This window comes from Halosolutus sp. YCN4, assembly GCF_059736495.1.
Genome location: NZ_JCASSM010000001.1, coordinates 1,170,648 through 1,185,951, shown reverse-complemented (window position 1 = coordinate 1,185,951; position 15,304 = coordinate 1,170,648). Strand labels below are relative to the sequence as shown.

The window sequence follows — 15,304 nt, the reverse complement described above, 5'->3', positions numbered from 1 at the left end:
TCGCGCTCCCGGAGCACGCGATCCGTCGGGACGGCGTCTAGGAGGTCGACGCACTGCTCGAACCGGGGTCCCGGTAGCTACGTCGGTCTCTCCTCCGCCCGGGCGATCTCGAAGAGCGTCTCGTACCCCTCGTCGTTCGGCAGGTGGTCCCGGACGTCCTCCAGGGTACCGTCCGTGACCGCTTCGTCGACGACGTCCACGACAACCCGTGCGTGAAACGCCGCGTCCGCCGGTTCGGATTCGCCGATCGCCTCGCGTTCGGCGACCCGATCGACGAATTCGTCGAACCCGAACCGTTCGACGTCGTCGACCTCCTCGAGGAACCGACCGAGTTCCTCGGGGAGTTGCGCCCCCAGGTTCTCCGCCTGACCCGGATCGATGCGTTCGGAGAGCGTCGTCAGGGTGGCCCGGGTACTGCTCAAGGCGGCTTCTCGCGAGTCGAACCGTGCGCGGTGCTGTACCTCGCCGATGAAGTCGTCGTACTGCACGTTCGGCCGTTTTCCTGCGGACTGGATGAGAATGATTCCCTTCAGACGAAAGCGGGCGTGTGAGACGCACCGAACCGGACCCGTCGATCCAGAATCGCGTCCGCTCCGTCCGCTACCGGGGGCTCGAACCGAAAGACAATTCCACCGGTCGGGGCTACGAGTGCACATGCTTTCGATCGCGCTTGCCGGGAAGCCAAACGCCGGCAAGTCCACGTTCTACACGGCGGCGACGATGGCCGAGGTGGACGTCGCCAACTACCCCTTTACGACGATCGACGCCAACCGCGGGGTGAGCTACGTCCGGACCAGGTGTCCCTGTCTCGACCGTGAGGAGCGGTGCAACGCCGACAACTGCGAGGGCGGGAAGCGGTACGTCCCGATCGAACTCCTGGACGTGGCGGGGCTGGTGCCCGGGGCACACGAGGGGAAAGGGCTCGGGAACCAGTTCCTCGACGAACTCACGAACGCGGACGTGATCGTCAACGTGATCGACGCCTCCGGTGGAACCAACGAGAAGGGCGAACCGGTCGACGTCGGCGAGCACGACCCGCTCGAGGACATCGACTTCGTCGAGGAGGAGATGGACCTCTGGCTGGCCGGCATCGTCGAGCGCAACTGGGAGGCAGTCGAGCGCAAGTCCCGATCGCCCGACTTCGACATCGACGACGCGCTCGCGGACATGCTCTCGGGCTTTGGCGCGTCGCCGAAGCAGATCGCGACCGTCCTGCGCGAACTCGACTATCCCGAGGACCCCATCCAGTGGGAAGACGAGCACCGCGAAGAACTCGCGCGGCTGGTCCGCGAGCGGACCAAGCCGATCGTCGTCGCGGCGAACAAGATCGACGTCGCGCCCGAGGAGAACGTCGAGCAACTGCTCGATCTGGACAAACCCGTGATTCCTACCACCGCGGAGGGCGAACTCGCGCTTCGCCGCGCGGCGGACAACGGTCTCGTCGACTACGCCCCCGGCGACGAGACGATCGAGATCGGCGACGACGTCAACGACGCCCAGCGCGAGGCCCTAGAGGGGCTGGCCGAGACGATGGCCACGTACGACGGCACGGGCGTCCAGGGGGCGCTGAACCACGCGGTCTACGACCTGCTCGATCACCTCACGGCCTACCCCGTCGAGGACGCCGCCAAGTGGTCCGACGGCAGCGGCAACGTTCTGCCGGACGCTCATCTGCTCCCGCAGGGATCGACGCCGGTCGACCTGGCTTACGCCGTCCACTCCGACATCGGCGACGGCTACCTCCACGCGGTCGACGCTCGATCGAACCGGGAAGTCGGCGAGGACTACGAACTCGAGGAGGGTGACGTGATCAAGATCGTGAGTACTAATTGATAACTCGGTCGGGTAGTGGGTTCTATCTGGTTTTAGCTGGGAGCGAGGATCAGTGCGCGTGAAATTCGTGCCAGATATCCTTTCGGTTGATCGGAGTATTTATCGTTCTCGTGATGTCCGCCAAACAGTAGGCTGACCGATGACCGTTTCGTTCTGTTTCTGAGTTGACCGCCGGCGTCTCGCGCGAGACGCGGTCAGCATCGACTTCGTCGGCGTATCGTCCGATAGCCAACGGCCCATCAGAGAGACTATGACAGGACAGACGTTTATCGACTGCGACCGCCTCGATCTCAGACCAGCCCAGAAAGACGATATCGAGTTCCTCCGGGATGGAGTGAATCACCCACAGGTACGCCGGTACATCAGTTCGTTCAGGACACCGTACACCGACGAACGCTACCGAGACGAGCTGTGGCCGATGGAACACGACGAGGATACCGTCTCTTTGCTCGCCGTTCCGAACGACGGCGAATTCGAGGACGAGCCAGTTGGGTCCGTCTCCCTATCGCCCGTGCTGTACGCGGACGGGTACGCGAACTTCGGCGTCTGGTTTCACCCGAACGCGTGAGGGAACGGATACGCGCTCGAGGCCGGTGCACATCTGATCGAGTACGGCTTCCAGGACCTCCGGCTACACCGTATCTCGGCGACGACGATGGCCCCGAACGAAGCCTCCAAGACCCTCTGTGAGCGGCTTGGATTCGTTCACGAGGGAACTGCCCGCGAAACGCAGTTCGCGAACGGAGGCTACGTCGACGTCGAACGGTACGGCCTGCTGATCGACGAGTGGTCCGGTCCGAAGGAGGTACTCGGCAGGTAACGCTGTAGCGGAGCAGCGATCGCTCCCAGTATCGATCGAATAACAGACGATCGCGTTTTCTGTTAATTCATCAGCGGTACGATAGCCGATATCGACTCACTCCAGTGGGTGTGCGTAGTCGACTTGCTTCGGCCGGAAGTCCGTGTTACGGTAGAACCGGCGTGCGTCCTCGTTGTGCCACTCGCAGGAGACCTTGAGATGGTCGCAGCCTCGCTCGCGAGCCAGTTCTTTCACGCGCTCGACGACCGCCGTGCCGTGGCCCTGGTTCCGGTGGGCTTCGTCGATCGCGACGTTCACGATGCGAAGGTAGTGTGAGTACTGCCGGGACGGGTGGTAGCCCTCGCGGAGCGTGACGAAGCCGATCGTCTCGCCTTCGTGAACGACGAGGTAGTCCGTGATTTCGTCGGCCTCGAGATGCGCGCGGAACCCATCAGCAGGCACGTCGTCGACGTCCGCATACGCGAGTTCGTTCAGTTCGTCGTACGCTTCCATTGCTCTTGCGAGGGAGTACCAGCGGTCGACGAGCGAGTCGAGGTCTTCGGCACTGGCTTCGACGAGTTCCATACGACGATTCTCCGCTGTGTTTTCTTCAAGTTACGCGAGGTGTGTGCCCGTCTCCCACCCCTTCGAGATGGATACTGGCACGCGAGAGGTCGCCGCTGCGGTTGCTCTCCGTCGAGACGTGAGCGTGACCGATACGAACCCGTGGTGACTCCTCCTGCAGACGAGGCGCTCACTCGACGCCGACGCCCACGACGAGTCGTCCGCTGGTCTCGATCGTGATCCGGACGTGATCGATCTCGAACGTGACCGAAACGGCGCTGTCCCGGTCGCCGCCGACGATCGCATCGAGCGCCTCCGGGTCGACGTGGTCATATAGCGCGGTTCCTCGTTGCTGCGCGAGATCGATCGGAGTCGTGTCTTCGACGGTAGCGACAGCGTCGACGATGGCGTGGCTCGGTGGCGTCGTCGACCAGTCGTAGTGCGATCGAACCGTGCGACCGTCGCCGGACGGTCCGTCACCCCGGGGCGTTTCCATACCCGGGGTTCGACGATGTTTGTGAAAAGACTGTTGTAACATTACTCTCATAATCTACCACTCATTTCGTCGGAAACAGGATGGAGTCGTGCCGGACGGTCGATCGGCGATCTCGAATCCCGCACGGTCACCCGATCGCCGCCAGCGGTTCGAACCAGACAGCCGCGACGAGGACGGCCAGGAAGACGTACGACCCGCGGATGAGCAACATCGTTGCGAGTTCCGGGTCGGCCCGCCGGGCGACTATCGCGACCGCGGCGAACGCGAGCGCCGCGAGCACCGCGGTCGGCGGGAAGATCCGGGCGACGGCGAAGCCGACGACGACCAGCAACGCGGTGGTCATCAGCCCGTAGGCCACGTTGTAGGCCCGGTCCGGGCCGACGGCGACGGCGACGGTGCGTTTGTGGATCGATCGATCGTAGGCGTAATCCTGCGCGTCGTCGATGACCTTGATCCCCGAGAGGAGGACGAGAAAGACGAGCGCGAAGCCGATCGGGACCGCCGCGAGGGTCGCCGCCTGGACGTAGAACCCGCCCGCCAGCGAGAGGGCGATCCCGAGCGGATAGCCGGTCGTCGCCGTGACGGGGTTCGTGTCGAGTTGCGGCGCGTGGTGGAACGCGATCAGCCAGGTCGGTACCGTGATCGCGACGGCCCCCCAGTCCACGAGGACGAACAGGAGGACACAGCACAGCGCGAACAGCGACGTCGAGAGCGCGAGGCCGATGCGACAGCCCCGTTCGGTCAGCGGGTGGTCGTCGTCCTCGCCGCGGACGTGGAAGTCGACGTAGCCGTCCTTGACGTGGGCGGTGTAGACGGCGGCGAACATCGCGAGGACGTGCGCCGTCGCGACGATCGGATCGAATTCGGACGCGAGAATCGCGCCGAACAGCGACGCGGCAAGCGGCGGGAGCATGAACACGGGATGCACCTGCGATAGGAACGCTCGTCCCGTCGCCTCGGGGCCCGACCCGTGTCTCGCGATGGACATGGTTCGAGTGTCCACGGACTGAAATATAATACCCCGGTCGCGTTCGCGCGTTCCGCGGATGCGGCACCGACCCGTCCGCGTTCCGAAACACACAGTTTCATGTTGTGCCCAGTGGCACCAGCAACCATGACAGACACCGTCACCGGTGCGGATCTCTTCGTTGACGCGCTCGAATCCTACGGCGTAGACTACCTCTTCGGGAATCCCGGAACGACCGAACTCCCGGTCGTGGACGCGATCGGAGAGAGCGACGTCGAGTACGTGCTCGGCCTCCACGAGGACGTCGCGGTCGGGATGGCCGCGGGGTACGCCCAGACCCGCCGGTACCACTCCCACCACGTCGAGTCGATCGCGCCCGTCGGCGTCGCGAACCTCCACATCGCGCCCGGCCTCGCCCACGGGCTCGGAAACCTCTACGCCGCCAAGATCGCCGGCGCGCCGCTGGTCGTCACAGCGGGGAACCACAGCACCGACTTCCGCCACGAGGAGCCGATCCTGAGCGGGGATCTCGTCGACATGGCCGACCAGTTCTGCAAGTGGTCCGACGAGGTGCTGGACGTCTCCGCGTTGCCGACGATGCTCCGACGGGCGTTCCGGGTCGCGATGACGCCGCCGACCGGCCCCGTCTTTCTCGGCCTGCCGCTGGACGTCATGCTGGCCGAAACCGACGCCGAGCCGGAACGACTCGGCGCGATTCCGAACGCCGGGAGCGGCGATCCGGCACAGCTCGATCGGGCCGCGGACCTGCTGGCCGAGGCCGACAATCCGGTCCTGGTCGTCGGCGACGGCGTGGCCCGATCGGGCGAGGACGCGGTCGCGGCCGCAGTCGAACTCGCCGAGTCGACCGGGGCTCGCGTCCACGGCGAGATCCTGGCCTGCGAGGTCGATTACCCGACGGATCACGACCAGTGGGTGTCCTACATCCCGCCGGACGAGGATCTCGCCTCGATGCTGATGGACAGCGACACCCTCGCGTTCGTGGGCTGTTCGACGAACACGACGCTGACTCGCCACGAGGAGGCGCTGGTCGATCCCGACACGACCTGCATCCACGTCGGCGACGACGCCTGGCAGATCGGCAAGAACCAGCCCGCGGACGCGGCGATCGTCGGCGATCCCGGCCTCGCCATGCGGGGGCTGATCGAGCGCGTCGACGAGCGACTCTCCGACGACGTCGTCGACGAGCGTCTCGAGCACGTCAGTGCGATCAAGGAGATGGTCGAGGCCAGGATGGAACAGATTGGCGAGGACGAGGCCCCGGACGATCCGCGGGCCTCGAAAGCACAACTGGTCGACGCGATGGAACGGGTCGCCGGCGACGCCTACATCGTCGACGAGGGTGTCACCTCGAAGTACGCCATGTTGACCCGGTGGGACCTCGCCCCGGAACAGTACATCTCGAACAAGGGCGGCGGTCTGGGCTACGGCCTGCCCGCGTCGATCGGGGCGGCCGTCGCCGAGGCCCAGCGGGACGATCCGCGCGACGTGATCGGCTTCGTCGGCGACGGCTCGTACCTCTACTACCCCCACGCGATCTACAGCGCGGCCCGCTACGACCTCGATCTCACGGTCGTCATCCCGGACAACCGTAACTACCGGATCCTGAAGGACAACACGCTCGACATCCTCGGCGGCGAAGAGGACGACTACGAGTTCGTCGGGATGGACTTCGAGCCGCCGGTCGACGTCGTGCAAAACGCCGAGAGCCACGGCGCACGCGCGGAACTCGTCGAGACGCCCGACGGGATCGAGGGCGCACTCGAGGACGCGCTCGCGACCGACGGCCCGAACGTGCTCGACGTGCTGGTCCACGACTGAGTCGGACGCCCGTTTCGAGGGCGCGGGCCGCTACTCGATCGACGCTCGGTCGTCGATCTCGGGCGCCCGTACCCGCTCGCCGTCGATCGTTTCCGGGAAGATTTTCCCCGGGTTGAGCGTGTCGGTCGGATCGAGTGCGTGCTTGAGTCGGCGCATCGTCTCGACTGCCCCGGCCCCGTGTTCAGCCTCGAGATACTCGCGTTTGCCGTGGCCGATGCCGTGTTCGCCGGTCGCCGTCCCGCCGAGGTCGATCGCCCGATCGACGATTTCACTGTACAGTCGCTCGCCGCGATCGACCATCGCCTCGTCGTCCGGATCGACGAGCACGCTGTAGTGGAGGTTCCCGTCGCCAGCGTGGCCGAAACAGGGTGCGATCAGGTCGTACTCCTCGGCGAGACGTTTGGTCTCGTGAACGATCTCCGGGTAGGCGCTGATCGGAACCGTGACGTCGCCGGGGTGGAGCGGTTCGAGGTCGGGATCGTACGACGCGACGGCGTAAGCCAGTTCCCGACGGGCCCGCCAGAGCGATTCCATCTCGGCGTCGTCGTCGCTCATCTCGAAGCGGGCGACGTCGTGGTCCTCGAAGATGACCCGACAGAGGTCGATCTCCTCCTCGATCCCGTGGTTGGCGTGGAACTCGAGGAAGACCATCGGCGCGTCGGGCAGGTCGGTTCCGAGGTACTCGTTCGCCATCCGCGCGCTCACCCCGTCGACGAGTTCGATCCGGGCCACGTCGACGTCCGTCCGGACCGCGTCGAAGACGGCCTCGGCCGCGTCGTCCAGCGTCTCGAAGATGGCCCGGCCGCCGCGGATCTGCTGGGGCCGGCCCGCGAGTTGGAGCGTCGCCCGCGTCACGACCGCCAGCGTCCCCTCGCTGCCGACGAAGAGGTCGGTCAGGTTGTAGCCGCTCGAGGTCTTGATCGCCCGCGATCCCGTCTCGATCACCGTCCCGTCCGCGAGCACCGCCTCGAGGCCGAGTACCCAGTCTGCGATCTCTCCGTACCTGACGGTCTTCATCCCGCTGGCGTCGGTCGCGATCATCCCGCCGATCGTCGAGATGTCGCCCGACGACGGCAGCGGCGGGAAGAAGAGGCCGTCCTCGGCGACGTACTCCTCGACGTCCGCGCCGATGATCCCCGGGCCGACGTCGATCTGGAAGTCCTCGGGCCGGTAGTCGACGACGTCGTCCATCCGGGTGAGGTCGAGGCTGATCCCGCCGTGGGCCGGCACGGCGTTGCCCTCCAGTCCCGTCCCCGCTGCGTAGGGCGTGACCGGGACCTCTCGATCGGTCGCCGCCGCGAGGACCGCCGCCACGTCGGCCGTGGATTCGGGGTAGACGACGGCGTCCGGAACGACGCCCCGGCCCTGTTGTTCGGCCCCCCAGTCGGCCGCGTGTGCGTCCCTGCGCCCCTCCGCGAACGAGACCTGGTCGTCTCCGAGGTCGAGGTCCTCGAGGAACGAACAGTCGTGTGTCATACGTGAACGTCGGTCAGGTCTCCTATCAACGTTTCCCACCGGTTCGATCCTATCGATTCGATCCCCATCGGTTCGTTCCCCGCCGGCCGATCTCGATCAGTTCGCTCGGCGTTCGAATCGACCGATCGGCGGGACAAGGGTCACGTCGTTGACCGTCGTTCGGTCACGCGTGACCGAGACCCCCCGAGATCAACCCGACGAACTGCTCGACGAGCGGGTCCGCGAACTCCACGACCACCTCGCGGCGACCGCCGAGTTGCCGATCGAGCGAACGACGAACCGCTGGCTCGGCGAGGCCGAAGCGGTGGCTCGCGACGCGGTGACGAGCGACCTCGGTGCCGAGACGACGAAAGAGCGGGTTCGGCAGGTCCAGCACCTCTTCGCCGAAGCCGACGACCCGACACACGACGAGGCGGCACGCGTCGCTACGGCCCGCGAACTGTGCGAGACGATCCTCACGGAGTGAGCGTCCGGCGAACCCCGATCGGTTCACGGATCCAGTCTCGACCCCCGGGAATCGGCACCATCGTTCAACTACCGGGCAGTCGTACGCGTAACTATGAAGCTCGGAATCGTCCTCGAGACGAACGATCCGGAGCGCGTCTGGAACGCGTTCAGGCTGGCGAACACCGCGCTCGACGCCGACCACGCGGTCGAGACGTTCCTGCTCGGCGACGGGGTCGACGCGCCCGACCTCGACCACGAGAAGTTCAATCCCCACGGCGTGATGCTGAAGTACACCCAGAACGGGGGCGAACTGGTCGCCTGCGGCACGTGCCTCGATTCACGGGACCTCTCGGCCGACGACCTCAGACCGCGCGGGACGATGGGTGACCTGCTCTCGATCGTCGAGGAGGCGGACGAGGTCCTGACGATCGGCTGAACGTCGCTTCTCGCTACGCCGACTCGTGCGGCCAGGACTCGATCGCCTCGTAGTTCCCGGGCGGTACCGGCCCGTCGAGGAGCGGATCGTCGGTCTCGTCCATCCACTCGTAGAGCCGTCGCGAGAGGTCGCGGCGGACGTCCTGGTATCGCGGCTCGAACGCCACGTTCTCGTCCTCCTGTGGCGCGTTCTCGAGGTCGTACAGTTCCTCGTACGGCCGTGGCGGAATGCCGTAGGTTTCGCGGACCTCGCGTCCGGCTTCGCTCGCGAAGATGTCCTTCGAGAGGTAGACCGCCGGCAGATCCCAGAAGTTCCGGACGTACTTGTACTGGTCCGTCCGGATCGCCCGGACCGGGTTGTACAGGTCGTGCCAGGTCATCTCGGCGAAGATCCGATCGTGCGGCTCGTACTCCTCGTCCGTCAGCAGCGGCAGGAAACTCCGCCCGTCGAGGTCGTCCGGGACGCCGACCCCGAGCGCGTCCAGCAGCGTCGGGAGCACGTCGACGTTGCTCAGGAGTTCGTCGTACCGTCGCCCGCCGTCCGCGACCCCGGGATAGCGAACGAGCAACGCCGCCTCGATCCCGGGGTCGTAACAGCTCCCCTTCGCGAGCGGGAACGCGATGCCGTGTTCCGTCGTAAAGAGCACGATCGTCTCGTCGGCGAGTCCGGCGTCCTCGAGCGCCGCGAGGACCGTCTCGACGCCGTCGTCGATCGCGGCGACCATCCCGTGCATCTCCGCCAGGTCCTGTCTGATTCCCCGTCGATCCGGAAGGTACGTGAGCGGCCGGACCTCGTCGGGGTCGTCGGTGTCGTAGCGGTCGGCGTCGAAGCCGAACCGGCCGTTCTCCTCCTCGACCCGGTGGCACTCGAAGAACCCGATCGACGCGAAAAACGGCTCCTCGTATCCGCCTCGGTCGAGAAACGACGAGACGACGGTCGAGACGGCCCGCGCCCGGTTCGTCTGGTGGACCGACGGCGACACCCCGGGAAACAGGTTCCCCTCGGAGTGGATGTGATCGTACCCCAGTTCGTCGGTGTCCTGCGTGACGTGTTGCAGGCCGAACAGGTGGGTCTCGTAGCCGGTGTCGCCGAGGTAGTGTGGGAGGATCCGCTCGTCGTCGTGGAACTCCCAGTGCGTGTGTGCGAGCCCCATCAGCCCGTTCACGTGGGGATAGCGGCCGGTCATGAGACTCCCGCGACTCGGCGAACACTGGGGTGCCGTCGCGAAGTGGTTCTCGAAGAGGACGCCGTCGGCCGCCAGCGCGTCGATCGCCGGCGTCTCGACGTCGACCCCGTAACAGCCGAGGTGCCGGCCGAGGTCGTGACAGTGGATCAGGAGTACGTTCGGTCGCGAACCGTCCATGAGTACGTCGCTACCATGACCGATCGGATAAGTGTTGGAGTGCCGACGTACCGATACCCGGGGGCCATCCCCGTCGCCTCCGATCGACCGTCACCGCTCCCTCCGGTTTTAAGACGATTCACCACACGATGAACGATGATGACAGATCGGAACCGACCGCCGCGGAGGGGAGTCGCGTGAACGCCGACCTCGACCTGCTGGTCCGACTCAACGACTACGATCGGCCCCAGGACGTCGCCGATCGGGCCGTCCAGGCCGAGGACCTGGGCTTCGATCGCATCTCGATGGGCGAGACGACGGGCTGGAACATCGTCCCGCCGCTCACGCTCGTCGCGGATCGCACCGACGATCTCGGCGTCTCGAACGACGTCATCTCGCCGTTCGGCCGATCGCCGGCGATGCTGGCCCAGACCGCGCTGACGCTGCACGACGCCGCCGACGGCCGGTTCCGGCTGGGACTCGGCCCGAGTTCGCCGGCGATCACCGAGCGCTGGCACGGCGAGGACTTCGATCGGCCCCTGCGGCGCACGCGGGAGGCGATCGAGGTGATCCGGTCGGTCTACGAGGACGGGACCCCGGCCTACGAGGGCGAGATCTTCGAGATCCAGGGGCTGAACTACGAGCGCGAGCTTCCCGACTCCCCGCCGCCGATCGACCTCGGGACGCTCGGCCCGAAAGCCACCGAGATGGCGGGCCGGTTCGGCGACGGCTGGGCACCCCAGATGTTCACGAAAGACGGCCTCGCGGATCGACTGGAGGATCTGGAGCGCGGTGCCGAACTCGCCGGCAAGGGGCTCTCGGACCTGCGGGTGAGCCCGATCGTGCGCGGAATCGCCGCCGAGGACCGCGAACGCGCCCGCGAACTGGCCCGCGGAACGATCGCGTTCATGCTCGGAGCCTACGGGCCATACTACGGCGATTCGGTCGCCGAACAGGGGTATCCCGACGTCGTCGCGGATATCCGGGAGGCCTGGCAGGACCGGGACACCGAGGAGATGGCCGCGCGGCTGCCCGACGAGGTCCTCGACGAACTCGCGCCGGCCGGGACGCCCGACGACGTTCGCGAGTGGGTCGAAGCGTACGCCGCGACCGACGGGGTCGACGCCGTTCGCGTCGGGTTCGTCGACGGGATGACCGAGGCGGACAAGCAGACGACGATGGAGGCGCTCGCCGACCTGGCGTAGCCAGCGCCGTCGCTATCGTACTAACTGACACGAGTTACCCGCCGACGGTTCTGTTGAAGTATTCAATCTATGACGGTTTTTCGAAGCCGTGCTGAACGCAGCGGTTCTACCCCGCACGGTGACAACTCCAGGATAGTGGGGTATTCACGATGTGTGCTATCCTCTTAATTTCGATCACGATATCCCCTGTGTGCGCCGCACGCGCCACCGAACGCTGAAAAGAACGAGGCTAATCCGACAGCAATAAACAGTTTCGACGGTGTCGGCCAGATCAGAGAAGCAACATATGTTATAACCAATGTAATAATGAGAGAAATAATTCCTGCGATAACTGATTTTTTGAGTACCTGCGAACCCAGACAGCACACCACATGACGACGTTACGTGGAATTTATCCACAGTACTTCGCGCTTTGTACCCAGCACGCTGTTTGTGTCAACTTATAGGATTTTCAACAGCACCACACCGATCGCACTGTCCGCGATTCTCGCTCGCTCCGAACCCCGCTCCCGTCCTGCGATCGGGCGACCATCGACGTTCAGCGGCTCCGATCGACTTCGAGATCGCTCGCGTCGAGCGGCCGCGCGTCGTCCCGGTACTCCTCGTGCAGGTCGAGCGCCCAGTCCCGGACCGTCTCGTCGTCGGTCTCGAGCGACGCCTGCAGCATGCCGGCCTCGTCGCGGACGAGCATGTTCACCACGTCGTCGGCGATGGACACGGCGAACGGAATCTCGCCGTCGTAGATCCGGATCTCCGCGTTTTCCGTCTCGACGAGGTCCCGGAGCGGCCGTCGCAACGCCGCGTCCTCGGCAACGGCGTCGATCGCGCTCGCCGACAGGACGCCGACGAAGGTTCCGTCCTCCTCGACCGCGTGCTCGCGGACGACCTCGATCATGCGCTCGTTGAACGCGTGGGAGACGACGCGGACCCGATCGGCGCGCCCGACGAGGTCGGTCACCCGCCGGACGGGGGCGCTCGGTCGCGTCTGGCTCGGCACCACGATCGTCGCGTCCCGGAGCCGGCGGAGATCGAAGGCCATCGCCTCGGTCGGGAGCCACGCGACGATGTCGCGGAGTTTCAACTCCGTCTCGAGGATTTCGTAGAGGTCGGTGATCCCGTCGGCGACGAGACGGCCGGTCGCAGTCGCCTCGTACCCGTCGCCGCCCCGACCGATCCAGTTCCGATCGTCGAAGTCCCGGAGCACCCGGCCGAGGGTCGGCTGTGACGCGCCCGTGATCTCCTCGAGTTCCCGTCGCGTCCGGGGCCCGTCACAGACCGCGTTCAACACGTCGATTCGGTTCTCCGACAGCGCGAGAAACTCGATTTCTTCGAGAACCTCGTCCATAGCGACCCGTCTCGCCGACGGGAAAAAGCGCTTTCGAGTAGTGAAAACCTTTCACTCCGTGAACGGGCAGCGACGGGAGAAATCCCGGCACGGGGAGCAGACATTTCTTCCCGCGAAATATTTTCTGAATTAACTTATGTGGCGTCATCCCCTCGTATCTCGTAACAATGACTCACGAACGTCGAACGAACGTCCACGCGAACGGATCGTGGGCGCGTTCGCTCCCGGAGGTGTTGGCCCGCCAGTGAACCGTCGGACGATCCTGTTTTTCGCCCTGTCGAGCCTGTTCTTCGGCGGGACGTTCGTCGCCGCGAAGGCCGGCCTGGCGTACTTTCCGCCCCTGCTGTTCGTCGCGCTCCGGTTCGACATCGCGGCCGTCGTCCTGCTTACCTACGTTCTCGCCACGTCCGACCGGGCGGACCTGCTTCCGTCGACCCGGGGCGACGTGACGGGCATTCTCGCGACCGGTGTCCTCGTGATCGGCCTGACGAACGCCCTGCTGTTCGTCGGCCAGCAGTACGCCACAAGTGCCGTCGCCGCGATCGTCTTCAGTCTCAACCCCATCCTGACGCCGGTGTTCGCGGCCGTCCTCCTCTCTGACGAACGGCTCTCGGCCCGCGGCGCGATCGGGATCGGCCTCGGCCTCCTCGGCGTCGCGCTCGTGGTCAGTCCCGATCCCGCGTCCCTGGCCGGCGGCGACGCCCTCGGTAAGGCGATCCTGTTCGCTGGTGCGGTCAGCGCCGCGATCGGGGCCGTGCTCATCCGCCGGGCCGACGCGACGCTCTCCAGTACGGTCCGCATCGCGTGGGGCCTGCCCCTCGCGGCCGTGCTCACCCACGGCTTCGCCTGGGGGGCCGGCGAATCGACGGCGTCGATCGCGTGGACGCCGGCGGCCGTCCTCTCGCTCGGCTACGTCGCCATCGTCGCGGGCGTGCTCGCGTACATCGCTTACTTCGCCCTCCTCGACGCGGCCGGCGCGATCCGATCGAATCTCGTCTTCTACGTCGTCCCGGCCGTCTCGACGGTCGGTGGCTGGGCCCTGCTGGGCGAGTCGATCGCCCCGCTCGCGGTGGTCGGCTTCCTGACGATCTTCGCCGGATTCGCGGTACTCGGCAGCGAATCGATCGACGTCCGATCGCGGCTTCCGGACGTGGCTTCGGGGCCGGCCGCGATCAAAGAGGGGGCCCCGCAGGAGGAACCGCGCGGATTCAGGTCGGACTGAACGTCGAGGGGATCGGATCGATACGCACGCCAGCCCCTCTCAATCGACGTCCGCCCGGAGAGCACTCGATTCCGCCGTCCCGATCGCGGGAACCGGCGACGCCAGGACGACCCGAATCGAGTGAGCCCTGCGATCGCGACCCTACCGAACCGCTCGCGTCGCGTCGTCGATGATCTCGAGGGCCGCTTTCAGTTCCTCCATCCCCGTCGCGTACGAGAGGCGGGCGTACCCCTCGCCGTTCGCGCCGAAGGCGTCGCCGGGAACGACGACGACGTCCCGATCGAGCACCGCGTCACACCAGCCCTCGGGCACCTTCGGCATGACGTAGAACGCCCCTTCCGGTTTCGGCACCTCGAGGCCGGCGTCCTCGAGTCCGTCGAGGACGACGTCGCGTCGCCGTTCGAAGGCCTCGACCATCTCCTCGACGGGGTCCTGTGGTCCCGTCAGCGCCGCCTCGGCGGCGTACTGTGCCGGCGCGGAGGCACAGGCCTGGGCGTACTGGTGGACCCGGAGCATGCGTTCGATCCGCCGGTTCGATCCGAGCACCCAGCCGAGTCGCCACCCGGTCATCGAGTAGGTCTTCGAGCAGGCGCTGACGACGACGACGTTGTCCGTCCGGGCGAACTCGTACGGCGAGTGGTGCTCGCCCTCGAAGACGATGTGCTCGTAGACCTCGTCGGAGAGACAGAGCACGTCGTGTTCGTCGGCGATGCGCGCGAACTCGCGCATGTCGGCCTCGCTCTGGACGGCTCCGGTCGGGTTGGCGGGGCTGTTGACGACGAACGCCGCGGTGTCCTCGGTGATGGCTTCCTCGACGGTCGCCGGATCGAGGGTGAGATCCTCGCGGAGACCGACCGGCCTGGGCGTCCCGCCTGCGATCCGGGTCAGGGCGTCGTAGGAGACGAACCCGGGGTCGGGGAAGATCACTTCCTGGCCCACGTCGACGTGGGCCTCGAGCACGAGGTGCAGCGCCTCGCTCCCGCCCGAGGTGGCGATGACGTCCCCGGGATCGATCGCCAGGTCGTAGTCGCGGTCGTACTTCTCGGCGATCGCCTCCCGGAGCGATCGGGTCCCCTTGTTCGAGGTGTAGGCGTCGGTCAGTTCGTTTTCGATCGCCTCGATCGCCCCGCGGCGGGCGTGTTCGGGCGTGGGAAAGTCCGGTTGGCCGATGCCGAGGTTGATCGCGTCCTCGCCTGCGGCCTCGAAGACCTCCCGGATACCGCTGATCGACACCTGTTCGACCCGGGCTGCAAATTCCGTCATGCCTAGACGGGTGACGTGAACCCCGATAACTCTTGATGTACCGGTGGCCGGCAGTCCGTCGGAGTCGATC

14 protein-coding genes and 1 pseudogene are annotated in these 15,304 nt (G+C 66.1%); 7 read left to right on the top strand and 8 right to left on the bottom strand.

Annotation, left to right across the window (positions count from 1 at the left end; translation table 11 throughout):
• Window positions 1-77 precede the first annotated feature (77 nt).
• A complete protein-coding gene (locus AC6I6X_RS05865) occupies window positions 78-488 on the bottom strand; it encodes a DUF2267 domain-containing protein (RefSeq protein ID WP_497929559.1) in 411 nt (136 codons plus the stop codon).
• Between the two features lie 166 nt (window positions 489-654).
• Here AC6I6X_RS05865 and AC6I6X_RS05860 point away from each other — a divergent pair, with 166 nt between their 5' ends.
• Together AC6I6X_RS05860 and AC6I6X_RS05855 are read left to right on the top strand one after the other, a co-directional pair.
• On the top strand, window positions 655-1,833 hold the full coding sequence (locus tag AC6I6X_RS05860; protein WP_497929558.1) for a redox-regulated ATPase YchF: 1,179 nt from the start codon (window positions 655-657) through the stop codon (window positions 1,831-1,833).
• A gap of 250 nt (window positions 1,834-2,083) precedes the next feature.
• Window positions 2,084-2,653 (top strand): annotated as a pseudogene (locus tag AC6I6X_RS05855) (GNAT family N-acetyltransferase).
• Window positions 2,654-2,749: 96 nt separating this feature from the next.
• Here AC6I6X_RS05855 and AC6I6X_RS05850 read toward each other — a convergent pair.
• The 3 genes from AC6I6X_RS05850 to AC6I6X_RS05840 form a co-directional block, all read right to left on the bottom strand.
• Complete coding sequence (locus AC6I6X_RS05850) at window positions 2,750-3,217, bottom strand: GNAT family N-acetyltransferase (RefSeq protein WP_497929557.1); 468 nt, start codon at window positions 3,215-3,217, stop codon at window positions 2,750-2,752.
• A gap of 169 nt (window positions 3,218-3,386) precedes the next feature.
• Entirely contained in the window at window positions 3,387-3,692 is a 306-nt protein-coding gene (locus AC6I6X_RS05845; protein ID WP_497929556.1) for a HalOD1 output domain-containing protein, read from the bottom strand.
• A 127-nt stretch (window positions 3,693-3,819) separates the two neighbouring features.
• Window positions 3,820-4,680: a UbiA family prenyltransferase gene (locus AC6I6X_RS05840; RefSeq protein WP_497929555.1), complete on the bottom strand. Its 861-nt coding sequence runs from the start codon at window positions 4,678-4,680 to the stop codon at window positions 3,820-3,822.
• A 126-nt stretch (window positions 4,681-4,806) separates the two neighbouring features.
• Here AC6I6X_RS05840 and AC6I6X_RS05835 point away from each other — a divergent pair, with 126 nt between their 5' ends.
• Window positions 4,807-6,498 (top strand): thiamine pyrophosphate-binding protein, encoded by a 1,692-nt coding sequence (locus AC6I6X_RS05835; RefSeq protein WP_497929554.1) that lies wholly within the window; start codon window positions 4,807-4,809, stop codon window positions 6,496-6,498.
• A gap of 30 nt (window positions 6,499-6,528) precedes the next feature.
• Here AC6I6X_RS05835 and AC6I6X_RS05830 read toward each other — a convergent pair whose 3' ends face one another.
• Complete coding sequence (locus AC6I6X_RS05830) at window positions 6,529-7,974, bottom strand: FAD-binding oxidoreductase (protein ID WP_497929553.1); 1,446 nt, start codon at window positions 7,972-7,974, stop codon at window positions 6,529-6,531.
• A gap of 169 nt (window positions 7,975-8,143) precedes the next feature.
• On the opposite strand from AC6I6X_RS05830, the gene AC6I6X_RS05825 reads away from it, so the two are divergent.
• Together AC6I6X_RS05825 and AC6I6X_RS05820 are read left to right on the top strand one after the other, a co-directional pair.
• Entirely contained in the window at window positions 8,144-8,440 is a 297-nt protein-coding gene (locus AC6I6X_RS05825) for a DUF8152 family protein (RefSeq protein ID WP_497929552.1), read from the top strand.
• Between the two features lie 93 nt (window positions 8,441-8,533).
• Window positions 8,534-8,857: a DsrE family protein gene (locus tag AC6I6X_RS05820; protein WP_497929551.1), complete on the top strand. Its 324-nt coding sequence runs from the start codon at window positions 8,534-8,536 to the stop codon at window positions 8,855-8,857.
• Between the two features lie 13 nt (window positions 8,858-8,870).
• Here AC6I6X_RS05820 and AC6I6X_RS05815 read toward each other — a convergent pair whose 3' ends face one another.
• Window positions 8,871-10,220, bottom strand: a complete 1,350-nt coding sequence (locus AC6I6X_RS05815; protein WP_497929550.1) for a sulfatase family protein — start codon at window positions 10,218-10,220, stop codon at window positions 8,871-8,873.
• A gap of 176 nt (window positions 10,221-10,396) precedes the next feature.
• Here AC6I6X_RS05815 and AC6I6X_RS05810 point away from each other — a divergent pair, with 176 nt between their 5' ends.
• Window positions 10,397-11,404 (top strand): TIGR04024 family LLM class F420-dependent oxidoreductase, encoded by a 1,008-nt coding sequence (locus AC6I6X_RS05810; RefSeq protein ID WP_497929650.1) that lies wholly within the window; start codon window positions 10,397-10,399, stop codon window positions 11,402-11,404.
• 538 nt (window positions 11,405-11,942) lie between these two features.
• Here the strand turns inward: AC6I6X_RS05810 and AC6I6X_RS05805 are convergent.
• Window positions 11,943-12,749 (bottom strand): helix-turn-helix transcriptional regulator, encoded by an 807-nt coding sequence (locus AC6I6X_RS05805; RefSeq protein ID WP_497929549.1) that lies wholly within the window; start codon window positions 12,747-12,749, stop codon window positions 11,943-11,945.
• Between the two features lie 244 nt (window positions 12,750-12,993).
• Here AC6I6X_RS05805 and AC6I6X_RS05800 point away from each other — a divergent pair, with 244 nt between their 5' ends.
• Complete coding sequence (locus tag AC6I6X_RS05800) at window positions 12,994-13,971, top strand: DMT family transporter (protein WP_497929548.1); 978 nt, start codon at window positions 12,994-12,996, stop codon at window positions 13,969-13,971.
• A gap of 141 nt (window positions 13,972-14,112) precedes the next feature.
• On the opposite strand, the gene AC6I6X_RS05795 is transcribed toward AC6I6X_RS05800, so the two are convergent.
• Window positions 14,113-15,234 carry a pyridoxal phosphate-dependent aminotransferase gene (locus AC6I6X_RS05795; RefSeq protein ID WP_497929547.1) on the bottom strand — a complete coding sequence of 374 codons (1,122 nt, stop codon included), beginning with the start codon at window positions 15,232-15,234 and terminating at the stop codon, window positions 14,113-14,115.
• Between the last annotated feature and the right edge of the window lie 70 nt (window positions 15,235-15,304).

Excerpts from the sequence above, each read along its gene's own strand:
- AC6I6X_RS05830 (WP_497929553.1), bottom strand. The coding sequence starts at position 7,974 with ATGACACACGACTGTTCGTTCCTCGAGGACCTCGACCTCGGAGACGAC.
- AC6I6X_RS05860 (WP_497929558.1), top strand. The coding sequence starts at position 655 with ATGCTTTCGATCGCGCTTGCCGGGAAGCCAAACGCCGGCAAGTCCACG.
- AC6I6X_RS05840 (WP_497929555.1), bottom strand. The coding sequence starts at position 4,680 with ATGTCCATCGCGAGACACGGGTCGGGCCCCGAGGCGACGGGACGAGCG.
- AC6I6X_RS05805 (WP_497929549.1), bottom strand. The coding sequence starts at position 12,749 with ATGGACGAGGTTCTCGAAGAAATCGAGTTTCTCGCGCTGTCGGAGAAC.
- AC6I6X_RS05815 (WP_497929550.1), bottom strand. The coding sequence starts at position 10,220 with ATGGACGGTTCGCGACCGAACGTACTCCTGATCCACTGTCACGACCTC.
- AC6I6X_RS05835 (WP_497929554.1), top strand. The coding sequence starts at position 4,807 with ATGACAGACACCGTCACCGGTGCGGATCTCTTCGTTGACGCGCTCGAA.
- AC6I6X_RS05845 (WP_497929556.1), bottom strand. The coding sequence starts at position 3,692 with ATGGAAACGCCCCGGGGTGACGGACCGTCCGGCGACGGTCGCACGGTT.
- AC6I6X_RS05820 (WP_497929551.1), top strand. The coding sequence starts at position 8,534 with ATGAAGCTCGGAATCGTCCTCGAGACGAACGATCCGGAGCGCGTCTGG.
- AC6I6X_RS05850 (WP_497929557.1), bottom strand. The coding sequence starts at position 3,217 with ATGGAACTCGTCGAAGCCAGTGCCGAAGACCTCGACTCGCTCGTCGAC.
- AC6I6X_RS05795 (WP_497929547.1), bottom strand. The coding sequence starts at position 15,234 with ATGACGGAATTTGCAGCCCGGGTCGAACAGGTGTCGATCAGCGGTATC.